The following is a 16,964-nucleotide window of genomic DNA, read 5'->3' as shown; positions in this document are numbered from 1 at the left end:
GTCAGTCCTGTGGGGCGGGCGGAACCGGGAGGGTGGCGGCGAGCAGCCCGGCCGACTGACGGGCGAGCGCGGCGATGATCCGGCCGGGCAGCCGGCCGGGCCCGAGCAGCGCGGCGGCACGGCCGGCCGGCTCTGCGGAACGGAGGAGCACGGTGTCGGGGGACATCGGCCCGGAAGCCGGGGCGGGCGGCGCAGGCGCCGGCTCTGCGGAACGGAGAAGCACGGTGTCGGAGGACATCGGTCCGGAAGCCGGGGCGGGCGGCGCGGAGGCCGGTGCGGGCGACGCCGGTGCCGGGCCGCCCGCCTCGAGGAGATCGAGCAGTTCGGCGGGCCGCGGGCGGGCCGCCGGGTCCCGGGAGAGACAGGCCGTGACGACGGTCCGCAGGCCGGCCGGGAGCTCCTCCCGCTCCGGCACGGTGTGCCCGGTCGCGGCATAGGCGAGCGTCGCGCCGAGCGCGTAGACGTCGCCCGCCGGCTGCGGCCGCCCGCCCGTCGCCTCTTCCGGCGGCAGGCTGCCCGACTCCAGGCCGGGCAGCCCGGAGCGGGCCGCGCCGTCCCCGGCGGCGGCCCGTACCGCCCCGAAGCAGGTCAGCCGGGGCCCGTCGGCCGCCAGCAGCACAGCCGCGGGCGACACGCCGGCATGGGCCAGGCCCTGCCCGTGCCCGACGATCAGGGTCTCCACGAGGGCGGCGCCGAGGGCCCGTACGGTGCCCTCGGGCAGCGGGCCGCCGTGCACGGTGAGCGCGGCGGGCAGCGGGAGCGCGGGCACATACGGGCGGGCGTGCCAGGGCGCGTCACCGGGGGCGGCTACCTCGGTGGCCGGTGAGGACCAGGGGCCGAGCAGATAGCGCGAGGTCTCGGCCTCGGCCAGGAACCGGCCGGGGTCGGCGCCCGGCAGCGGCGCGCCGATCAGGACCGTACGGTCGCCGTCCGCGCTCCGTCCGATGAACCGCCGTTCCGGTACGGGTATGCCGGACGCTTCATCATCCAGCCCCCGTAACACCGTGTAGGGCCCGATGGCGCTCCCGCGCGCCCGGCCCCCCGCACCCGCGACAGATGCAGGCATGCACACCATCCCCCGTGTGTCTACGACATCGCCCGCAGAGCCTACCCGGGCGTGTCGCACGGCCCCGAGGGGAGTCGATCCGCCCCGGAACAAGGGGAGTTCGGGCCGGCCGGGGCCGCTCGGCCCGGTCGCCGTACGGGAGCGAGGGGGTCAGGCGGACGTGGGCGCCACCGGCGGTGCGCCGTTCGGGGTGTTTTCCGCGTTTCCGTGCGCATCCCCCGAAAAGCCCTCGCCGTACGCCATCAGCGTCAGCACCAGCAGCCCCAGCACGACCATCATCGCGAGGAACGCGACCCAGCCGACCAGGCCGACGGCGAAGGCGCCCAGCATGCCGTGCACCACCGCGCAGCTGATGAGGGCGATACGGGTGAAACCGCCGGGGGCGCGGTCGCGCAGGGCGCAGCGGACCAGGACGATTGCGCAGAACAGCAGGTAGAGGCCGAAGAGAATGCCCCCTACCCAGGAGCCGGTGGACATCGCGCGGGGCTGGAGTCCGGCCAGCGACATCTGCTGGCGGTCCACGACGATGCTCAGAATCCAGTTCAGCAGCACGATCCCGAACGCCTCCAGGATCAGTACCACCGCCGCGGCCAAGGCCACCGGCCGTCGCGCCACCCGCACCCCGTCCACCCACTTCCGCCGTTCGCCCAGCCCGATGCGCCATGTGGGCGCCTGTTGCCGCCGTGACCCCTGTTACCCATGGGTACCGGAAGACATCGGGCACGCTACTGGGGGTCCCCCCTGCTCGTGAAGAGTTCGGGGGAGGGTAATAACTGGGCAAGGGTTCTGCGCGGGCCGGTGTGGACGACTGCGGCGGGAGGCGACGGCGCGCCGACGGACGGAGTCGACCGCAAAGTTTCCTTCGCCCATTCGTAGGGACTCCACAAAGAATTGACGATCCGCTGGACGCCCGAAGTTCGAGACCTAAGCCACACCAGGACCCGAGCCGGAGCCCAGGAATCCGGGCCTACCCTGGGATACCAGGGGACTTAGGTTCCTCACTGGCGCCCCGAGCACACTCCGTGTGGGCAAGCTCACCCCAGGGAACGGGTCGGCACGCGGTGTCGCCAGTCCCTAAAATCGCGGCATCCAATAGATGCGGCGAAGCGCCAAGGAAGGACCCATCGTGCGCAAGGTGCTCATCGCCAACCGTGGCGAAATCGCTGTTCGCGTTGCCCGTGCTTGCCGGGACGCGGGGATCGGCAGCGTAGCCGTCTACGCCGACCCCGACCGGGACGCAGTGCACGTACGCGCGGCAGACGAGGCGTACGCCTTGGGCGGTGACACTCCTGCCACCAGTTACCTGGACATCGCCAAGGTCCTGGCGGCCGCCGCCGATTCGGGCGCGGACGCCATCCACCCCGGGTACGGCTTCCTGTCGGAGAACGCCGAGTTCGCGCAGGCCGTCCTGGACGCCGGGCTGACGTGGATCGGCCCGCCCCCGCAGGCCATCCGTGACCTCGGCGACAAGGTCGCCGCGCGGCACATCGCCCAGCGGGCCGGTGCGCCGCTGGTCGCCGGCACGCCCGACCCGGTCTCCGGCTCGGAGGAGGTCGTGGCCTTCGCCAAGGAGCACGGCCTGCCCATCGCGATCAAGGCGGCCTTCGGTGGCGGCGGCCGCGGCCTGAAGGTGGCCCGGACGCTCGAAGAGGTTCCGGAGCTGTACGACTCCGCGGTGCGCGAGGCGGTGGCCGCGTTCGGCCGCGGCGAGTGCTTCGTCGAGCGTTACCTGGACCGTCCGCGGCATGTCGAGACCCAGTGCCTGGCCGACAAGCACGGCAATGTGGTCGTGGTCTCGACCCGTGACTGCTCGCTCCAGCGCCGCCACCAGAAGCTGGTGGAGGAGGCCCCGGCCCCGTTCCTGACGCAGGAGCAGAACGCCGAGCTGTACCGCGCGTCCAAGGCCATCCTCAAGGAGGCCGGCTACGAGGGCGCCGGCACCTGCGAATTCCTGGTCGGCCAGGACGGCACGATCTCCTTCCTGGAGGTCAACACCCGCCTCCAGGTCGAGCACCCGGTCACCGAAGAGGTCACCGGCCTCGACCTGGTCCGGGAGATGTTCCGGATCGCCGACGGCGAGAAGCTCGGCTACGACGACCCGGCGGTCCGCGGCCACTCCTTCGAGTTCCGGATCAACGGCGAGGACCCGGGCCGCAACTTCCTCCCGGCCCCCGGCACGGTCACGCGGTTCGACGGGCCGTCCGGCCCCGGCGTCCGCCTGGACGCGGGTGTGGAGTCCGGCAGCGTCATCGGCCCGGCCTGGGACTCCCTGCTGGCCAAGCTGATCGTCACCGGCGCCACCCGTCAGCAGGCCCTCCAGCGTGCCGCGCGGGCGCTGGCGGAGTTCACCGTCGAGGGCATGGCCACCGCCATCCCCTTCCACCGCACGGTCGTCCAGGACCCGGCGTTCGCCCCCGAACTCACCGGTTCCGCCGACCCGTTCACGGTCCACACCCGCTGGATCGAGACCGAGTTCGTCAACGAGATCCCCCCGTTCGTCGCCCCCGGCGCGGACGAGGGCGAGGCCGACAGCCGCGAGACGGTGGTCGTCGAGGTCGGCGGCAAGCGCCTGGAGGTCTCGCTGCCGTCCTCGCTGGGCATGCCGCTGGCCCGGGCCGCGGTCGCCGGCGGTGCCAAGCCGAAGCGGAAGGCCGCCAAGAAGTCCGGCAGCGCCGCCTCCGGCGATGCGCTCGCCTCCCCGATGCAGGGCACCATCGTCAAGGTCGCCGTCGAGGAGGGCCAGCAGGTCACCGAGGGTGAGCTGGTCGTCGTCCTGGAGGCGATGAAGATGGAGCAGCCGCTCAACGCGCACCGCTCCGGCACCATCAAGGGCCTGACCGCCGAGGTCGGCGCGGCGCTCACGTCCGGCGCGGTGATCTGCGAGATCAAGGACTGACCGACGCCCGGCGGCATTCCGCCGGACGCATACGAGGGGCCCCCGCACACCGCCGGGGGCCCCTCGCGTCCGTACTGGGCACGCGTCCGTTCAGGGCCCCTACGAGTTCCCCACCACATCGTCCGGAAAGCTCAGCGACCTGCCCATCCATGCGAGCGCGGCGGGCAGTTCGCGTCGCCAGGTGGCGAAGTTGTGGCTGCCGTGTGGGAGGACGACGGATTCCGCCCGCATGGGCGGTTTGACGGCGGCGAGGAACTCCTTGGCCGCCGGATAGTTCTTCTCGCCGGTGCGGCTGGTGCCCACCAGGACGCTCACCCGGGGTGCGGGCAGATGCCGCAGACGCCACATCAGATCGTGCTCCTGGCGGCGGCGCACCCGGTCCCGTCCCTCCCCGAAGAGGTTGCCGGTCGTGGCGTCGTTGCTGACCCGGTAGTCGGGCGACAGGGCGGCCGCCGCGGTGTACGTGCGGTCGTGCCGCATGGCGAGCTGGAGGGCGCAGCTGCCACCCGAGGAGTACCCCAGCAGGCCCCAGGCGCCGGGGTCGTGGCCGACGCGGTAGTGCGACCGGAGCGCGTCCGGCACATCGCGGGCGAAGAACGTCTCGGCCTGCGGGCCGCCCGGCACATCGACGCACTGGGTGTCGCGGGGCGGGGCGATGGTGGGCCGCAGCATCACGATGACCGTCGGCTGCATCTTGCCGGCCCGGATCAGCCGCCCGGCGGTCTGCGGCAGCCGCAGATGCTGGCCCAGCAGGAAGGTGCCGCCGGGGTAGCCGCTGAGCGCCACGACGACGGGGAACCGCTGGCGGGCGTACCCCTGCTGGAAGTACTGCGGCGGCAGATAGACGTACGCCGGGTTCACCGCCCGGGTCCGCTTCCCGACGATCCGTACGGTCTCGACCTTCCCGGCCTGCTCCGGCGCCCCCTTCGGCAGCCCGTGCACCTTGTCCAGCCCCTCCGGCCCCGAGGGCTGCACCAGGCCCTTCGAGGGGTCGCCGACGGGCCCGGCCGCCCCCTGGTCGCCCCATTTGCCGACGGCGGCCGGGGCATCGTCGTACAGGCCGAGCAGCTCGTGCCACGACCCGTAGAACTGGAAGTTGGCGTTCACCACGAGGCCGAGCGCCGCCACGATGGCCAGCTGCGTCGCGACGATCGAGCCGAGCCGCCCCAGCAGCGCCCGCGGCCCGCGCCCGGCGAACCGCGGCCACAGCCAGAGCGTGAGGCCCACACAGACCACGGCGACCGCGATCATGGCGTACAACAGCGATCGGCTGGTCAGCCCCATGACGTTTTCCCCAGATGTCCCGCGCCGCGCCCGCCTCCCCGGCGGTTCGTCACGGCGTCCTCCCCGGGCCTCCGGAACACCCCGGAAGACCTCATTGCGCCTGGTTTGATGGCGCTTGCCGGCCCGGCGTTGCGGGGATGGCGAGGTGTTCGGCCGGGTGCCCACCGGGGGACGCCGGGACTTCATCCCAGGTCTGCCGGACGGCCACCGGGCGGGCGCGGCGGGACCGTCCCGGCCATACGGAGGGGCGGTCCGGAAAGCCTTGCCCGCCGCACCGGGACGACCGCCGAGGACGCAATGGCATCCTGGAGCCACCGGGCCGCAACCGGCCGGGTCGAGGGAGGACGGCGATGGCGACCGAGACGGCAGGGCAGCCGCAGACGAGGGGCCCCGCGGCGACCGCACCGGCGCGGACGCCTGACGTACGCCCCATGCGGGCCGATGCCCGCCGCAACTACGAGCGGCTGCTGACCGAGGCCCGTACGGCCTTCACCGAACACGGCACGGACACCTCACTGGAGGACATCGCCCGCCGCGCCGGCGTCGGTATCGGCACCCTCTACCGCCACTTCCCCAACCGGACCGCCCTGATGGGCGCGGTCTTCCAGGGAGAGGTGGACGCCCTGCTGGCGCACGCCAGGGAGCTGGCCGACGCGCCGCAGCCGTGCGCCGCGCTGGTCGAGTGGCTGCGCGCGATCATCACCCACGCCACCACCTACCGCGGGCTGTCCCGTGCGCTGATGACGGCATCGGCGGACGACAGCTCGGGCATGGCCCGGTGCAGCGTGCCGATGCGGGAGGCCGGCGGTGCACTGCTGACCCGGGCCCAGCAGGCCGGGGCCGTACGCCCGGATGTGAGCATCAGCGATCTGATGCAGCTGACCAACGGCATCGCGCTGGCCGCCGAGGAATCCCCGGACGACCCCCAGCTCGCCGACCGGCTGCTGACACTCACGCTGCGCGGGCTGAAAGCGGACCTCCACTGAACAGCGGTCCTCGGCGCCGGGCCGGCGCGCCACGGTGACGCGCCCCCGACATCCGCGCTCAGCGCCGCCGTGGTGCCAGATCGGCGACCCGGCCGCCGGCCGCCTCACTCAGGGACGGGGCCGAGCGGAGCTGTGGACCACCGGCCCCGCCGCCCGGCGGATGGCTGCGCCGCTGGCCCGGGAGCGGGACGTCCCGCCGGGGCCCTCTGCGGTCCCCCGGGCCGGCGTCCCGCCCCGGCTGCCCCGGCCCGTGGGCCACGCCCGAGCCGTTGGCGACGGCGATCTGGACGCCCTGATCGGCCAGCGCCTGGAGTTCCGTGGCGGCGCGGTCGTCATGGCCCGGCGGCTCGTCCGTGACCAGCCGCGTGATCACATCCGTGGGCACGGTCTGGAACATGGTGTCGGAGCCGAGCTTGGTGTGGTCGGCGAGCACCACCACCTCCCCCGCCGCCTGCACCAGCGCCCGGTCGACGCTGGCGGAGAGCATGTTGGACGTGGACAGGCCGCGCTCGGCGGTCAGCCCGCTGCCCGACAGGAAGGCGCGGGAGACCCGCAGACCCTGGAGGGACTGTTCGGCACCGCTGCCGACCAGCGCGTAGTTGGAGCCGCGCAGGGTGCCGCCGGTCATCACGACCTCGACGCGGTTGGCATGGGCCAACGCCTGGGCGACCAGCAGCGAGTTGGTGACGACGGTCAGGCCGGGGACCCGCGCGAGCCGGCGGGCCAGCTCCTGCGTGGTCGTTCCCGCGCCGACGACGATGGCCTCGCCCTCTTCGACGAAGCCGGCCGCGAGATCGGCGATGGCCGTCTTCTCCGCGGTCGCTAGATGGGATTTCTGTGGGAATCCTGATTCGCGGGTAAAGCCTCCCGGCAGGACCGCACCGCCGTGCCGGCGGTCGAGCAGTCCTTCTGCCTCCAGCGCCCGCACATCCCGCCGTACGGTTACTTCGGAGGTCTGGACGACGCGGGCGAGCTCCCGGAGCGATACGGCTCCATTGGCGCGCACCATTTCAAGGATCAATTGGCGACGTTCTGCAGCGAACACGAAACTGACAGTAACGCCAACGACCGTCTGTTTTCAGCAGGTTGCACCAATTAACGGAAGTTGTACGCACCGCGGAGCGTGACGTGGTATGCGGTGTGCATATGTCGTGCGGATGTCGAACTACCGGGCGGGACGAGCCGCTTGACCCCTGGTCAGTCGCCCTGCCGGGGCCCGCGGCGGCCGGGACCGGAGCAACCCGGTCCCGGTCCGATGCAGGGACGTTTCATCCCCAGAGCGCACGGCGGGCACAAACATTTGAATCGGCCGCCGCCCGCCCGGCACCCCCGGTTACTCGCTGGCGGCCTTGCGCGTGTGCAGCTGGCGGGCGACCTCGGCGATCGAACCGGACAGCGACGGATAGACCGTAAAGGCGTTGGCGATCTGCTCGACGGTCAGATTGTTGTCGACCGCGATCGAGATGGGATGGATCAGCTCACTGGCGCGCGGGGAGACGACCACACCGCCGACGACGATGCCCGTGCCGGGGCGGCACAAGAGCTTCACGAAGCCGTCGCGGATGCCCTGCATCTTGGCCCGCGGGTTGCGCAGCAGCGGAAGCTTGACGACCCGGGCGTCGATCCGGCCGCTGTCGACGTCGGCCTGGGAGTAACCGACGGTGGCGATCTCCGGGTCGGTGAAGACGTTGGCGGAGACCGTCTTGAGGTTCAGCGGGGTGACCGCGTCACCGAGGAAGTGGTACATCGCGATCCGGCCCTGCATCGCGGCGACGGACGCCAGCGCGAAGACGCCGGTGCAGTCGCCGGCCGCGTACACGCCCTGAGCGCTGGTGCGGGAGACCTTGTCGGTCCAGATGTGGCCGGAGTCCGTGAGCTTGACGCCGGCCGCTTCCAGGCCGATCCCCTCGGTGTTGGGGATGGAGCCGACCGCCATCAGGCAGTGCGTACCGGAGATCATGCGGCCGTCGGCCAGGGTGACCTCGACGCGGTCGCCGACCCGTTTGGCGGACTGGGCCCGGGAGCGCGACATGACGTTCATGCCACGGCGGCGGAAGACGTCCTCCAGGACGGCGGCGGCGTCCGGGTCCTCGCCCGGCAGCACGCGGTCGCGGGAGGAGACAAGGGTGACGCGGGAGCCGAGCGCCTGGTAGGCACCGGCGAACTCGGCGCCGGTGACACCGGAACCGACCACGATCAGCTCTTCGGGCAGCTCGTCGAGGTCGTAGACCTGCGTCCAGTTCAGGATCCGCTCGCCGTCGGGGAGCGCGTCCGGGATCTCGCGGGGGTGCGCGCCGGTGGCGATCAGCACCGCGTCCGCGATCAGCCCCTCCGAGGTGCCGTCGGCGGCGGTGACCGTCACCTTGCGGGAGCCGTCCGGCGCCTGGCCCGGCTCCAGCCGCCCGCGGCCGCGCATGACCCGGCCGCCGGCGCGGGTCACGGACGCGGTGATGTCATGCGACTGGGCGAGTGCGAGGCGCTTGACCCGTCGGTTGACCTTGCCGAGGTCGACGCCGACGACCCGGGCGGGCCGGTCCACGTACGGAGTGTCGTCCTCGACGATGATGCCGAGCTCCTCGTAGGAGGAGTCGAAGGTGGTCATCACCTCGGCCGTGGCGATCAGAGTCTTCGACGGCACGCAGTCGGTCAGCACCGACGCCCCGCCCAGACCGTCGCAGTCGACGACGGTCACCTCCGCGCCGAGAGAAGCCGCCACCAGGGCCGCTTCATATCCGCCGGGTCCGCCACCGATGATCACGATCCGAGTCACGTACTCCATTGTCCCGCACGCCCGTACGTCACTCTCGCCCGGGGGCGCCCTCCGCCCCTGACGGGCACCGGAGCGCGCTCCACCTGGGCTACCGTCCGAACCTCCGGTACCACGAGCCCGAAGGGCAACCTCCCGTACCCTCGGAACCATGTCGCTCTACGCCGCGTACGCCGGCAACCTCGACGCGCGGCTGATGTCCCGCCGCGCACCGCACTCGCCGCTGCGCGGCACCGGCTGGCTCAGCGGCTGGCGGCTCACCTTCGGCGGGGAGCAGATGGGCTGGGAGGGCGCGCTGGCGACGGTCGTCGAAGCGCCCGGCGCCCAGCTCTTCGTCGCGCTCTACGACATCGCGCCCATGGACGAGGAGTCCATGGACCGCTGGGAGGGCGTCGGCATGGACATCTACCGCCGGATGCGGGTGCGGGTGCACACCCTCGAAGGCGACGAGGCGGCGTGGATCTATGTCCTCAACGGCTATGAGGGCGGTCTGCCGTCGGCCCGCTATCTGGGCGAGATCGCGGATGCCGCGGAGTCGGCGGGTGCGCCGCACGACTATGTGATGGAGCTGCGCAAGCGGCCCTGCTGACGGGCGGCAACGCGCCGGCCGGGGCGGGCACGCCGCCGTACGGGTGCCGCGACGCGCCCGGGGACCCGCTTTTGGCAGATGCCACAACGATGCGATCCCAGCACCGTGAGCAGCGACATCTACGCGCGTAGGGGATTACCGGCTACCCTCGTCCGCGTGAACGCATCTGTTACTCCGGACATCGCGCGCGACCCCCAGGGTGCCGCCGCCGACGCCGCCGCCCGTCTGCGTGAGCTGACCGGCGCCGAGACCCATGACGTCGCCCTGGTGATGGGCTCCGGCTGGGCGCCGGCCGCCGAGGCCCTGGGCGCGCCCGAGCACGAATTCCCCGTCACCGAGCTGCCCGGCTTCCCGGCGCCGGCCGTCGCCGGACACGGCGGCAAGATCCGCTCGTACCAGGTCGGCGCGAAGCGGGCGCTGGTCTTCCTGGGCCGTACCCACTACTACGAAGGGCGCGGGGTCGCCGCGGTCGCGCACGGCGTCCGCACCGCCGCCGCGGCCGGCTGCAAGACCATCGTGCTCACCAACGGGTGCGGCGGTCTGCGCGAGGGCATGCGCCCCGGCCAGCCGGTCCTCATCAGCGACCACCTCAACCTGACCGCCACCTCCCCGATCGTCGGCGCGAACTTCGTCGACCTGACGGATCTGTACTCGCCGCGGCTGCGCGCGCTGTGCAAGGAGGTCGACCCGAGCCTGGAGGAGGGCGTCTACGCCCAGTTCCCCGGCCCGCACTACGAGACCCCGGCCGAGATCAAGATGATCCGGACCCTGGGCGCCGACCTGGTCGGAATGTCCACCGTCCTGGAGGCCATCGCCGCGCGCGAGGCCGGCGCCGAGGTGCTCGGGCTGTCGCTGGTGACGAACCTCGCCGCCGGCATGACGGGCGAGCCGCTCAACCACGAAGAGGTGCTTCAGGCCGGCCGCGACTCCGCGACCCGGATGGGCAGCCTGCTCGCCCAGGTGCTCGGCAAGCTCTGAGCCACCGCGGCGCCACGGCGCCGCGCCGGACGACGACGGCTGACGGCCACGGCGGGTGCCCCACCCGCCGGGCCGCCCCGTCCGCCGCACCGGTCCCGCCGGCTGCCCGCCGGTCCACCCCACCGCGCGGCGCGGCCCTCCCCCGCGCGCTGCCATCCAGTGGCATTGGCCGGTTTCGCGGCTCCCCGTACCCGCGTACCGGGTATGCGTGACGAGCCGAGAGGGCCTGCCTGCTCAGCTGTCCTCAGCGCGCCCCCACCCGCATCCACCGTCAGGAGCATCACGTGGCTACCGATCCCGCGGAGCTGACCCACCGGGCCCAGGCATGGCTGGCCGAGGACCCCGACCCGGAGACCCGGGACGAGCTCGCCAAGATCATCGCGGCCGAGGACACCGACGAGCTGGCCGCCCGCTTCGCCGGCACCCTCCAGTTCGGCACCGCCGGGCTGCGCGGTGAACTGGGCGCGGGCCCGATGCGGATGAACCGCTCGGTGGTCATCCGGGCCGCGGCCGGCCTCGCCGCGTACCTCAAGGCACAGGGCAACGGCTCCGGCCTGGTGGTCATCGGCTACGACGCCCGCCACAAGAGCGCCGACTTCGCCCGTGACACGGCGGCCGTGATGGTCGGCGCGGGCCTGCGTGCCGCGGTGCTGCCGCGCCCGCTGCCCACTCCGGTCCTGGCCTTCGCGATAAGGCACCTCGGCGCGGTGGCCGGGGTCGAGGTCACCGCCAGCCACAACCCGCCGCGCGACAACGGCTACAAGGTCTACCTGGGCGACGGCTCCCAGATCGTGCCGCCCGCGGACGGCGAGATCGCCGCCGAGATCGACGCGGTCCGCTCGCTGGCCGACGTCCCGCGCCCGGAGGCCGGCTGGGAAACCCTCGACGAGACGGTCCTGGACGCCTATCTGGCGCGTACGGACGCGGTGCTGACACCCGGCTCCCCCCGGGACACAAAGGTCGTTTACACGCCCATGCACGGCGTCGGCCGGGACACCCTCGTCGCCGCCTTCGCCCGGGCCGGATTCCCGGCGCCGACGGTCGTCGCGGAACAGGCCGAGCCGGACCCGGACTTCCCGACGGTCGCCTTCCCCAACCCGGAGGAGCCGGGCGCGATGGACCTCGCGTTCGCCACCGCCCGTGGCGCTTCCGGCGTCGACATCGTGATCGCCAACGACCCCGACGCGGACCGCTGCGCCGTCGCCGTCCCCGCCCCCGGCACGCCGGACGGCTGGCGGATGCTGCGCGGCGACGAGGTCGGCGCGCTGCTCGCCGCCCACCTGGTGCGCAAGCGGGCGGCCGGCACGTTCGCGACGACCATCGTCTCCTCCCAGCTGCTGTCCCGTATCGCGGCCGCCGCCTCGCTCCCGTACGAGGAGACGCTGACCGGCTTCAAGTGGCTGGCCCGGGTGGACGGTCTGCGGTACGCGTTCGAGGAGGCGCTCGGCTACTGCGTCGATCCGGCGGGCGTCCGCGACAAGGACGGCATCACCGCGGCCCTGCTGATCACCGAGCTGGCCGCGGAACTCAAGCAGTCCGGGCGCACCCTCGGCGACCTCCTCGACGACCTCGCGCTGGAACACGGACTGCACGCCACCGACCAGCTCTCGGTCCGCGTCGAGGACCTGTCGCTGATCGCCGACGCCATGCGCAGGCTGCGCGAGCAGCCGCCGACCGCGCTGGCCGGCCTGACCGTGACCCGCGCCGACGATCTGAACCGGGGCACGGAGACGCTGCCGCCGACCGACGGGCTGCGCTACTACCTGTCCGGTTCGCCGGCGGCCGGGATCGAGGCCGCCCGCGTGGTGGTCCGCCCGAGCGGCACCGAGCCCAAGCTCAAGTGCTACCTGGAGGTCGTGGTCCCGGTTCCCTCCCCCCAGGCCCTGCCCGAGGCCCGCACGAAGGCCACGACGGCGCTGGCGTCCATCAAGCGGGATCTGGGGGAGGCGGCGGGGATCTGACCCCTCCCGTACCCGCCCACCCCCCGAAGGGGGGTGGGCGGCGGGGAAACAACAACACCGGGGTGGGCGGCGGGGAAACAACCCTGGGGCGCGCCGCCAGATCGCGCTCAGATACGCCCGGGACCGCCCTGAGGTGCGCGCCCGGACCGTCCTGGGCACGCCCCCAGATCGCCGGAGCGCCCCCAAACCCCGCCCCCTTGAGCCCAGGGCGGCTACAGCTGGGGCCCGATGGCGCCTACAGCGCCACCATCACCGCCAGCCCCACCGCCCCCACCACCAACGGCACCAGCACTGCGTACGACCACCGCACCACCGGCTCGCCCTGGGCGCTCTCGCGGTGGGCGGCGCGCTCCTTGATCTCGCGCAGTTCGTCGAGGGTCTGGTCGGCCATGGCGCGCGGCACCGGGCCGGCGTCCGCGTCGAGCCCGAACCGGGGCCGGGGCGCGGCGCCCCGCGCCGCCTGGCGGCTGACCTTCTTGCGCTGCCGCAGCGAGACCGGGACGGCCCACAGCTGGTACTTGCCGCCGCTGGTGAACACCTCGGCGGAGAACGCCGCCCGCAGGTCCTCCACCGCGCTCCACGGCAGCGTGATCGTACGGAACGGGTTACGCACCGTCAGCCGGTCGTCGCCCGCCCTGACCAGCGGCCGCAGGGTGAAGGCGACCACCAGCGGCACCCCGAGGAGCAGCGCGAACAGCGCGGTCAGCTTGGTGTGCAGATCGCCCCGCAGCAGTGCGTCGCCGCCGAGCCAGAGTCCGAGCAGGAGGAGCAGCGCGCCGCCGGCGAGGGCCGCGGGCGAGCGGTAGCTGCGCTCCGCGTACTGCTGCTGGGGCGGGGAGGTCCGGTCCTGGCTCGTCATGGGGCCGATTCTGCCTGACCGTCCGGATGCCGGACATTGCGTTACGGCATCATTCGGGCGCGCACCGTGGGCAGGTCCGGGCCCCGGTTGCGGGCCTCATCCGGCGCCCCCACCGGGCACGTTGCCCGAATTCGGCCCCGCCCGCCCGGCCGGATTCGGACGGCTGAAGGGGATGACATGGTGCTACGCGCGTAGATATGCTCCCCTCGTGACCATGCCCATCACTGTTCCCGCATACGGCAAGGAAGCCGCGGGGCGTCTGGCGTCAATGGCGGACGTGACCGCCGACGACGGTGCGCTGCGCCGCTTCCTCCACGGCCTCCCGGGCGTCGACGCGGTCGGCCTCGAGGCCCGCGCCGCCACCCTCGGCACCCGCTCGATCAAGACGACGGCGAAGGCGTACGCCATCGATCTCGCCATCTCGATGATCGACCTGACGACCCTCGAAGGCGCGGACACCCCGGGCAAGGTCCGGGCGCTGTGCGCCAAGGGCGTCCACCCCGACCCCACCGACCGCACCAGCCCCAAGGTCGCGGCGATCTGTGTCTACCCGGACATGGTCGCGACGGCAAAGGAGGCGCTCGGCGACTCCGGCATCCATGTCGCGTCCGTCGCCACCGCCTTCCCCGCGGGCCGCGCCGCGCTGCCGGTCAAGCTCGCCGACACCCGGGACGCGGTCGCGGCCGGCGCCGACGAGATCGACATGGTGATCGACCGGGGCGCCTTCCTCTCCGGCCGTTACATGGACGTCTTCGAGGAGATCAAGGCCGTCAAGGAGGCGTGCGCGCGGCCCGACGGCAGCGCGGCGCACCTCAAGGTCATCTTCGAGACCGGTGAGCTCCAGACGTACGACAACGTGCGCCGGGTCTCCTGGCTGGCGATGCTCGCGGGCGCCGACTTCATCAAGACCTCGACCGGCAAGGTCGCCGTCAACGCCACCCCGCCGGTCACCCTCCTCATGCTGGAGGCGGTCCGGGACTTCCACGCCGCGACCGGTGTCCAGGTGGGCGTGAAGCCGGCCGGCGGCATCCGGACGACCAAGGACGCGATCAAGTACCTGGTCATGGTCAACGAGACGCTCGGCGAGCCCTGGCTGACCGCCGACTGGTTCCGCTTCGGCGCCTCCAGCCTCCTGAACGACCTGCTGATGCAGCGCCAGAAGCTCAGCACCGGCCGCTACTCCGGCCCCGACTACGTCACGGTGGACTGAGGCTCCCATGACCTTCGATTACGCACCCGCACCCGAGTCCCGGGCGGTCGTCGACATCGCGCCGTCCTACGGACTGTTCATCGACGGCGAGTTCGCCCCGGCCTCCGACGGCAAGGTCTTCAAGACCGTCTCCCCGTCGACCGAGGAGGTCCTCTCCGAGGTCGCCCAGGCCACCGGCGACGACGTCGACCGCGCCGTGACGGCCGCCCGCAAGGCCTTCGAGAAGTGGTCCGCGCTGCCCGGCGCCGAGCGCGCCAAGTACCTCTTCCGGATCGCCCGGCTCCTCCAGGAGCGCTCGCGCGAGCTGGCCGTGCTGGAGTCGCTGGACAACGGCAAGCCGATCCGCGAGTCCCGGGACGCCGATCTGCCGCTGGTCGCCGCGCACTTCTTCTACTACGCGGGCTGGGCCGACAAACTCGACCACGCGGGCTACGGCGCGAACCCCCGCCCCCTGGGCGTCGCCGGCCAGGTCATCCCCTGGAACTTCCCCCTCCTCATGCTCGCGTGGAAGATCGCCCCGGCGCTGGCGACCGGCAACACGGTCGTCCTCAAGCCCGCCGAGACGACCCCGCTGTCCGCGCTGTTCTTCGCGGACATCTGCCGCCAGGCGGGCCTGCCGAAGGGTGTCGTCAACATCCTGACGGGAGACGGGTCCACGGGCGCCGCGCTGGTCGCGCACCCGGACGTCAACAAGGTCGCCTTCACGGGCTCCACCGAGGTCGGCAAGGCCATCGCCCGTACGGTGGCCGGCACGGACAAGAAGGTGACCCTGGAGCTGGGCGGCAAGGCGGCGAACATCGTCTTCGACGACGCCCCGCTCGACCAGGCCGTCGAGGGCATCGTCAACGGCATCTTCTTCAACCAGGGGCATGTGTGCTGCGCCGGCTCCCGCCTCCTGGTCCAGGAATCCGTCCAGGACGAGCTGCTGGACGCTCTCAAGCGGCGCATGCAGACCCTGCGGGTGGGTGACCCGCTCGACAAGAACACCGACATCGGCGCCATCAACTCCGCCGAGCAGCTGGCCCGGATCACCGCGCTGGCCGACGCGGGCGAGGCGGAGGGCGCCGAGCGCTGGTCGCCGTCCTGTGAACTCCCCTCCGCCGGCTACTGGTTCGCCCCGACGCTGTTCACCGGCGTCACCCAGGCGCACCGCATCGCCCGCGAGGAGATCTTCGGCCCGGTGCTGTCCGTGCTGACCTTCCGCACCCCGGCCGAGGCCGTGGAGAAGGCCAACAACACCCCCTACGGTCTCTCCGCCGGCATCTGGACGGAGAAGGGCTCGCGGATGCTGTGGATGGCGAACAAGCTCCGCGCGGGCGTCATCTGGTCCAACACGTTCAACAAGTTCGACCCGGCCTCGCCCTTCGGCGGCTACCAGGAGTCGGGCTACGGCCGCGAGGGCGGCCGGCACGGTCTGGAGGCGTACCTCAATGTCTGAGCTGACTGGCCGACTCTCCGTCTTCAAGACCTACAAGCTGTACGTCGGGGGCAAGTTCCCCCGGTCCGAGAGCGGGCGGGTGTACGAGGTGACCGACTCCAAGGGCACATGGCTCGCCAACGCCCCGCTGGCCTCCCGTAAGGACGCCCGGGACGCGGTGGTCGCCGCCCGTAAGGCCGTCGGCGGCTGGTCCGGCGCCACGGCCTACAACCGCGGCCAGATCCTCTACCGCATCGCCGAGATGCTGGAGGGCCGGCGCGACCAGTTCACCGCCGAGGTCGCCGCGGCCGAGGGGCTGTCGAAGGCGAAGGCCGCGGCCCAGGTGGACGCCGCGATCGACCGCTGGGTCTGGTACGCGGGCTGGTCCGACAAGGTCGCCCAGATCGCCGGCGGCACCAACCCGGTGGCCGGCCCGTTCTTCAACGTCTCGGCCCCCGAGCCGACCGGTGTGGTCGCGGTCCTGGCCCCGCAGGAGTCGTCGTTCCTCGGCCTGGTCTCGGTGATCGCCCCGGCGATCGTCACCGGCAACACGGTGGTCGTGGCGGCCGCCGAGAACGCCCCGCTGCCCGCCCTTTCCCTGGCCGAGGTGCTCGCCACCTCCGACCTCCCGGGCGGCGTGGTCAACATCCTCTCCGGCCGCACCGCGGAACTGTCCGCCCCGCTCGCCGCCCACCAGGACGTCAACGCCCTCGATCTCGCGGGCGCGGACGACGAGCTGGCAACGGCCCTGGAAAAGGCCGCGGCCGACAACCTCAAGCGCGTCCTGCGCCCGGCACCGGTCAACTGGACCGCCGACCCCGGCACCGCCCGTCTGCTGACCTTCCTGGAGACGAAGACGGTCTGGCATCCCATGGGGGTCTAGGACTGCTGCGACGCCGTTCAGGGCTGCTGCGGCGTCCGGACGGCGTCCGCGGAACGACGGTGCGGGGT

General features: G+C 72.5%; 14 protein-coding genes. 8 read left to right on the top strand and 6 right to left on the bottom strand.

Translation table 11 applies throughout. The features are described 5' to 3' along the window. Position 1: 1 nt before the first annotated feature. Together AC3EUV_RS07115 and AC3EUV_RS07110 are read right to left on the bottom strand one after the other, a co-directional pair. Positions 2 to 1,066 carry a protein kinase family protein gene (locus tag AC3EUV_RS07115; protein WP_435602419.1) on the bottom strand — a complete coding sequence of 355 codons (1,065 nt, stop codon included), beginning with the start codon at positions 1,064 to 1,066 and terminating at the stop codon, positions 2 to 4. Between the two features lie 150 nt (positions 1,067 to 1,216). Beyond that, positions 1,217 to 1,681, bottom strand: coding sequence for a hypothetical protein (locus AC3EUV_RS07110; protein ID WP_432141582.1), 465 nt, complete (start codon positions 1,679 to 1,681; stop codon positions 1,217 to 1,219). 511 nt (positions 1,682 to 2,192) lie between these two features. Here AC3EUV_RS07110 and AC3EUV_RS07105 point away from each other — a divergent pair. Next, the gene (locus tag AC3EUV_RS07105; RefSeq protein WP_432141581.1) at positions 2,193 to 3,962 is read left to right on the top strand and encodes an acetyl/propionyl/methylcrotonyl-CoA carboxylase subunit alpha; all 1,770 of its coding nucleotides are present in this window, start codon (positions 2,193 to 2,195) and stop codon (positions 3,960 to 3,962) included. A 99-nt stretch (positions 3,963 to 4,061) separates the two neighbouring features. Here the strand turns inward: AC3EUV_RS07105 and AC3EUV_RS07100 are convergent, their stop codons facing one another. Beyond that, positions 4,062 to 5,246, bottom strand: coding sequence for an alpha/beta hydrolase (locus tag AC3EUV_RS07100; RefSeq protein WP_435602418.1), 1,185 nt, complete (start codon positions 5,244 to 5,246; stop codon positions 4,062 to 4,064). Positions 5,247 to 5,596: 350 nt separating this feature from the next. Here AC3EUV_RS07100 and AC3EUV_RS07095 point away from each other — a divergent pair, with 350 nt between their 5' ends. Further along, positions 5,597 to 6,232 carry a TetR/AcrR family transcriptional regulator gene (locus tag AC3EUV_RS07095; RefSeq protein WP_432141579.1) on the top strand — a complete coding sequence of 212 codons (636 nt, stop codon included), beginning with the start codon at positions 5,597 to 5,599 and terminating at the stop codon, positions 6,230 to 6,232. A 58-nt stretch (positions 6,233 to 6,290) separates the two neighbouring features. Here AC3EUV_RS07095 and AC3EUV_RS07090 read toward each other — a convergent pair whose 3' ends face one another. Both AC3EUV_RS07090 and AC3EUV_RS07085 read right to left on the bottom strand, forming a co-directional pair. Further along, positions 6,291 to 7,277, bottom strand: coding sequence for a DeoR/GlpR family DNA-binding transcription regulator (locus tag AC3EUV_RS07090; RefSeq protein ID WP_432141578.1), 987 nt, complete (start codon positions 7,275 to 7,277; stop codon positions 6,291 to 6,293). Positions 7,278 to 7,565: 288 nt separating this feature from the next. Beyond that, positions 7,566 to 9,011 (bottom strand): NAD(P)H-quinone dehydrogenase, encoded by a 1,446-nt coding sequence (locus AC3EUV_RS07085; RefSeq protein ID WP_432141577.1) that lies wholly within the window; start codon positions 9,009 to 9,011, stop codon positions 7,566 to 7,568. A gap of 139 nt (positions 9,012 to 9,150) precedes the next feature. Between AC3EUV_RS07085 and AC3EUV_RS07080 the strand changes: the two genes are divergently transcribed. The 3 genes from AC3EUV_RS07080 to AC3EUV_RS07070 all read left to right on the top strand — a co-directional run bounded on the left by AC3EUV_RS07080 (position 9,151) and on the right by AC3EUV_RS07070 (position 12,527). After that, positions 9,151 to 9,588, top strand: a complete 438-nt coding sequence (locus tag AC3EUV_RS07080; RefSeq protein ID WP_042147793.1) for a gamma-glutamylcyclotransferase family protein — start codon at positions 9,151 to 9,153, stop codon at positions 9,586 to 9,588. Between the two features lie 156 nt (positions 9,589 to 9,744). Beyond that, positions 9,745 to 10,566: a purine-nucleoside phosphorylase gene (locus tag AC3EUV_RS07075; RefSeq protein WP_042147790.1), complete on the top strand. Its 822-nt coding sequence runs from the start codon at positions 9,745 to 9,747 to the stop codon at positions 10,564 to 10,566. A 284-nt stretch (positions 10,567 to 10,850) separates the two neighbouring features. Beyond that, positions 10,851 to 12,527, top strand: coding sequence for a phospho-sugar mutase (locus AC3EUV_RS07070; protein ID WP_432141576.1), 1,677 nt, complete (start codon positions 10,851 to 10,853; stop codon positions 12,525 to 12,527). Between the two features lie 235 nt (positions 12,528 to 12,762). Here AC3EUV_RS07070 and AC3EUV_RS07065 read toward each other — a convergent pair whose 3' ends face one another. Then, positions 12,763 to 13,386 carry a PH domain-containing protein gene (locus AC3EUV_RS07065; RefSeq protein ID WP_432141575.1) on the bottom strand — a complete coding sequence of 208 codons (624 nt, stop codon included), beginning with the start codon at positions 13,384 to 13,386 and terminating at the stop codon, positions 12,763 to 12,765. Between the two features lie 214 nt (positions 13,387 to 13,600). Between AC3EUV_RS07065 and deoC the strand changes: the two genes are divergently transcribed. Genes deoC through AC3EUV_RS07050 form a run of 3 tightly spaced genes read left to right on the top strand, consistent with a single transcriptional unit; the run spans position 13,601 to position 16,896 of the window. Further along, positions 13,601 to 14,596, top strand: coding sequence for a deoxyribose-phosphate aldolase (gene deoC, locus AC3EUV_RS07060; RefSeq protein WP_340487612.1), 996 nt, complete (start codon positions 13,601 to 13,603; stop codon positions 14,594 to 14,596). A gap of 7 nt (positions 14,597 to 14,603) precedes the next feature. After that, a complete protein-coding gene (locus AC3EUV_RS07055) occupies positions 14,604 to 16,034 on the top strand; it encodes an aldehyde dehydrogenase family protein (RefSeq protein ID WP_432141574.1) in 1,431 nt (476 codons plus the stop codon). After that, positions 16,027 to 16,896, top strand: coding sequence for an aldehyde dehydrogenase family protein (locus tag AC3EUV_RS07050; protein WP_435602417.1), 870 nt, complete (start codon positions 16,027 to 16,029; stop codon positions 16,894 to 16,896). The genes AC3EUV_RS07055 and AC3EUV_RS07050 overlap by 8 nt, the downstream gene beginning before the upstream one ends. Positions 16,897 to 16,964 lie beyond the last annotated feature (68 nt).

This window comes from Streptomyces sp. bgisy130 (assembly GCF_057708345.1).
This window is presented reverse-complemented; position numbering and strand designations above follow the sequence as displayed.

Excerpts from the sequence above, each read along its gene's own strand:
- AC3EUV_RS07055 (WP_432141574.1), top strand. The coding sequence starts at position 14,604 with ATGACCTTCGATTACGCACCCGCACCCGAGTCCCGGGCGGTCGTCGAC.
- AC3EUV_RS07050 (WP_435602417.1), top strand. The coding sequence starts at position 16,027 with ATGTCTGAGCTGACTGGCCGACTCTCCGTCTTCAAGACCTACAAGCTG.
- AC3EUV_RS07080 (WP_042147793.1), top strand. The coding sequence starts at position 9,151 with ATGTCGCTCTACGCCGCGTACGCCGGCAACCTCGACGCGCGGCTGATG.
- AC3EUV_RS07100 (WP_435602418.1), bottom strand. The coding sequence starts at position 5,246 with ATGGGGCTGACCAGCCGATCGCTGTTGTACGCCATGATCGCGGTCGCC.
- AC3EUV_RS07115 (WP_435602419.1), bottom strand. The coding sequence starts at position 1,066 with ATGCCTGCATCTGTCGCGGGTGCGGGGGGCCGGGCGCGCGGGAGCGCC.
- AC3EUV_RS07095 (WP_432141579.1), top strand. The coding sequence starts at position 5,597 with ATGGCGACCGAGACGGCAGGGCAGCCGCAGACGAGGGGCCCCGCGGCG.
- AC3EUV_RS07065 (WP_432141575.1), bottom strand. The coding sequence starts at position 13,386 with ATGACGAGCCAGGACCGGACCTCCCCGCCCCAGCAGCAGTACGCGGAG.
- deoC (WP_340487612.1), top strand. The coding sequence starts at position 13,601 with ATGCCCATCACTGTTCCCGCATACGGCAAGGAAGCCGCGGGGCGTCTG.
- AC3EUV_RS07085 (WP_432141577.1), bottom strand. The coding sequence starts at position 9,011 with ATGGAGTACGTGACTCGGATCGTGATCATCGGTGGCGGACCCGGCGGA.